This window comes from Devosia sp., assembly GCF_028290645.1.
Lineage (GTDB): Bacteria > Pseudomonadota > Alphaproteobacteria > Rhizobiales > Devosiaceae > Devosia_A.
The window spans coordinates 1-4,060 of sequence record NZ_JAQGJL010000159.1 but is presented as its reverse complement, the minus strand read 5'-3'; the positions used below and the strand labels follow the sequence as shown (position 1 = coordinate 4,060).

Here is a 4,060-nt window from a genome sequence, read left to right as displayed (position 1 = left end):
ACGTCATCATGGTGGGCTACAACTTTCTCAACCAGTCGGCGGCGACCGACGTGCTGCCGCTGAGCAGCAAGAACGGCATCGGTACGATGTGCATGTACGCCGTGCGCGGAGGCCTCGCCGATCATCGCCGGGCGGGCGAGCTGATCGCCGAACTGTCGATGCGCGGCGAAATCGATCGCGCTACCTACAACGCCGACGACCCGCTGGGCTTTCTCAGCGAGAACGGCCGGCCCATTCCTATCACCGAGGCGGCCTATCGTTTCTGCCGCCATGCGCCGGGCATCGAGGTGGTGATGACCGGAACCGGCAGCCTCGAGCATCTCAAACAGAACATCGCTTCCATCGAGGCGCCGCCCTTGCCGATCGCGGTAGCCGAACAGCTGCGCACGATCGTCGGCAAGGTTGTCTCGCAGTCCGGCAATCCGCTGACGGTGGCGGGCTGATCCTCTTAGGTTAATACGCATGAGCCACCCACCGGCCCGGTGTCAGGGCACAGAGCACCGAGGAGCAACCAGATGACGGCCAGCACGCTTCCCCTCCGCACTGGCGGGCATCTGCTGGTCGACCAGCTATTGGTCCAGAAGGTCGACACGGTCTTCTGTGTCCCGGGCGAGAGTTATCTTGAAGTGCTTGACGGCCTCTATGATGCGCGCGACCGCATCCGGCTAATCAACGCGCGCCACGAGGCTGGCGCAGCCAACATGGCGGAGGCTTATGGCAAGCTGACCGGGCGGCCCGGTATCTGCATGGTGACGCGCGGGCCCGGCGCCTGTCACGCGGCGGTCGGGGTCCATACCGCGTTCCAGGACTCTACGCCGATGATCTTGCTGATCGGGCAGGTCGGCCGGGAGTTCGCCGACCGTGAGGCGTTCCAGGAGATCGACTACAGGGCGATGTTCGCGCCGGTGGCCAAGTGGGTGGCGCAGATCGAGGTGACCGCGCGTATTCCGGAGTATCTGGCCCGGGCCTTCACCGTCGCCACCCAGGGACGACCCGGCCCAGTGGTGCTGGCATTGCCAGAGGACATGCTGCGCGAGGCGGCCCAGGTGCCAGATGCGCCGCGTTCGCGCCCGATCCGCGGCGGCGTGCCTGCAGTCGAACTCGACGAGCTTCGCGACCGCCTAGTGGCGGCCGAACGGCCGATGGTGCTGGTCGGCGGGAGCGGCTGGAGCGACGCGGCCTGCCGCCATATCCAGAGCTTTTGCGAGAGCAACGGTTTGCCTGTCGCCTGCTCGTTCCGCCGGCAGGACATTTTCGACAACAACTCGGCATCCTTCGCCGGCGACCTCGGCACCTCCGGTCCTCCCGCGCTGGTCAAGCGCATGAAGCAGGCCGACCTGCTGGTGGTGGTTGGAGCGAGGCTCGGGGAAATGACCACCCAGGGCTATACGATCATGGATCCGCCGGTGGCGGGGCGAAGCCTGGTTCACATCCATGCCGACAGCGGCGAACTCGGACGGGTCTATGCTCCGGATCTTGCGATCAACACCGGCGTCAACGCCTTCGCCGAGGCGGTGGCCGATGCGCGATGGATTTCTGCCGACCGCTACAAGGCGTGGCGGGAAAACGCGCGGGCCGACTACCTGGCCTACATGGAGCCCAACACGCCTCCCGGCCCTGTCGACCTGCCTGAGGTGATGCGGCAATTGCAGCCGTTTCTCCAGGGCGACTACGTCCTCACGCTCGATGCCGGCAATCACACCGGCTGGCCGCAGCGCTTCCTGAGCTATGCCCGTCCAGGCCGTCAGATCGGTCCGACCAGCGGGGCGATGGGATACTCGGTACCCGCGGCCGTTGCCGCGTCCCTGGTACGTCCCGACGCGCTCGTCATCGGATGCGTGGGGGATGGCGGCTTTATGATGAGCGGCCAGGAGATCGCCACCGCGGTGCAGCATGGCGGCAGGCCGATCGTGCTGGTTTTCAATAACGGCATGTACGGCACCATCCGCATGCACCAGGAACGCCACCATCCCGGACGGGTGATCGGCACCGATCTGACCAGCCCCGATTTCGTGGCCTACGGCAAGGCGCTCGGCGCCCACTCCGAGCGGGTGACAAGCACTGAAGAATTCCTGCCCGCCTTCGAGCGCGCCCGCGCCTCGGGCAAGGCTGCGGTGATCGACATCGAGGCCGACCCGGAGCTGGTCAGCACACGCTTCACCCTGAGCAGCCTGGGTGTCGTCGCGAACTAGCGTGAGTGGCGGCGTCAGTCGTTGGGGCCCTGAATATGGACGAATGGTCTTATATAATAAGGACTTATCAACATGATGCGCAGCGTCCAGAGCGGTGACCGAAGCGCGTCAATCTGTCAAAGTTATAAGTCTTTCAGACATGAAGAGGCCGAAAATGGCGTCATTGTAGTATTTTAAATTGACAAACTTTGAGGTCATCCTATCTTGGTCAACGCTTTGGTCCGGTGCCGAAAGCCGCACTGTCCGGGGCACACCGGAACATCGGTGCCGCGACGAAGACGCGCAACCGATGACGCCAGCAAAGCAAACGTATTCTGGGAGGAATGCATGATTTCGCGACCGAAATGGGGGTTCCTAGCGCCTCTGCTACTCGGCACCATGTTCGGCGCCACGGCGCCCGGCGCCGTGTTCGCCCAAGACGCCAGTACCTCGATCACCATCGTTTCGACCGAAGAGCCCGATACGATGGAAACGTGCAATGCCGGCTATGCCGGCGTCAGTCGCGTTATCCAGAACAACATCTCCGAAACGCTGCTTGATCGCGATCCGGCCAATGGCACGCTGCTCCCGCGCCTGGCCAAGTCGTGGGAGCAGATCGATCCGAAGACCTGGCGCTTCCACCTGGTCGAGAACGCCACGTTCAGCGACGGGGCCAAGTTTAACGCCGATGCGGTGCTGTTCAACATCAAGCGCATCATGAACCCGGCGATGTCCTGCGTCGACGGCACGATCGAGTTCAGCGCCGTCAAGATCGATGACTATACGGTCGACATCAGCAACAGCGTTGACGACCCGATCATGCCCGTGCGGTTCGTCAAGGGTAACCTGATGACCTCGCCGAATTCGCCGCCGGATGCTCCGATCCGCCAGCCGAGCGGCACCGGGCCCTACCTGGTGTCCGAATGGGTTCCGGGTGTGAAGGTCGTGCTCACGCGCAACGACAATTACTGGGGCGAGAAGCCCGAGGTGTCGCAGGTCACCTACCTGTTCCGCGCCGAGTCCTCGGTGCGCGCGGCGATGGTGGAAACTGGTGAAGCCGACATCGCGCTGGAACTGACCCAGCAGGATGCCGACAACCCGGAGACCGACTTCCCGTACGTCAACTCTGAAACCACCTGGCTGCGACTCGACGAGAAGTACCCGCCGTTCGACGACGTGCGCGTCCGTCAGGCCGTGGCCTATGCGATCGATCGCGAGTCGATGAAGGGCACCGTGCTCAACCCGGGCGTGATCCTCGCCGAACAGCTGCCCGGCCCCTCGATCAACGGCTTCAACCCCGACCTGGTGCCGTATCCCTATGATCCGGAGAAGGCCAAGGCGCTGCTCGCCGAAGCCAAGGCCGACGGCGTGCCGGTCGATGCGCCGATTCGCTTCATCGGACGGGCGGGCCTGTTCGCCAACTCCGACGAAGTGTCTCAGGTGCTCAGCCAGATGCTGAACAACGTCGGGTTCAACACCTCGCTCGAGATCATGGAGCGCGCTCGCGAGATCACCTTCCAGTCGCGGCCGTTCCCGGAGAACGTCGGTCCGAACCTCGTGTTCATCATGTCCGACAACGACCGCGGCGACGCCTCGTTCAGCGCCAACAATAACTACCACAGCAAGGTGGGCACGCAGTCGGCGACGTACCTCCACCCCGAGCTGGATGCGCTGATCGAGAAGGCGACTCCGGCAACCGGCGAGGAGCGTACGAAGCTCTACCAGGAGATCTTCAAGCTCGTGCATGACGAGGCGATCTCAGTGCCGCTGTTCTACATGGTGACCCTGTCGCGTGTTTCTCCGCGGCTCGACTGGCGTCCGTCGATCTCGACGAACACCCACATCGACGTGCAGGATATCAAGTTCAAGAAGTAACCACACGACTACAC

At 63.4% G+C, this 4,060-nt stretch carries 3 protein-coding genes; all 3 read left to right on the top strand.

What is annotated here, in order from left to right:
- Positions 1 to 443 (top strand): aldo/keto reductase (locus tag JWQ89_RS09145; RefSeq protein WP_299640313.1); only part of this gene is annotated, 443 nt, incomplete at its 5' end.
- A gap of 72 nt (positions 444 to 515) precedes the next feature.
- Positions 516 to 2,192 carry a thiamine pyrophosphate-binding protein gene (locus JWQ89_RS09140; protein ID WP_299640311.1) on the top strand — a complete coding sequence of 559 codons (1,677 nt, stop codon included), beginning with the start codon at positions 516 to 518 and terminating at the stop codon, positions 2,190 to 2,192.
- 327 nt (positions 2,193 to 2,519) lie between these two features.
- Positions 2,520 to 4,046 (top strand): ABC transporter substrate-binding protein, encoded by a 1,527-nt coding sequence (locus tag JWQ89_RS09135; RefSeq protein WP_299640309.1) that lies wholly within the window; start codon positions 2,520 to 2,522, stop codon positions 4,044 to 4,046.
- Positions 4,047 to 4,060: the final 14 nt, after the last annotated feature.

Bases quoted from the DNA above. Each gene is read 5' to 3' on its own strand.
- JWQ89_RS09140 (WP_299640311.1), top strand. From the start codon at position 516: ATGACGGCCAGCACGCTTCCCCTCCGCACTGGCGGGCATCTGCTGGTC.
- JWQ89_RS09135 (WP_299640309.1), top strand. From the start codon at position 2,520: ATGATTTCGCGACCGAAATGGGGGTTCCTAGCGCCTCTGCTACTCGGC.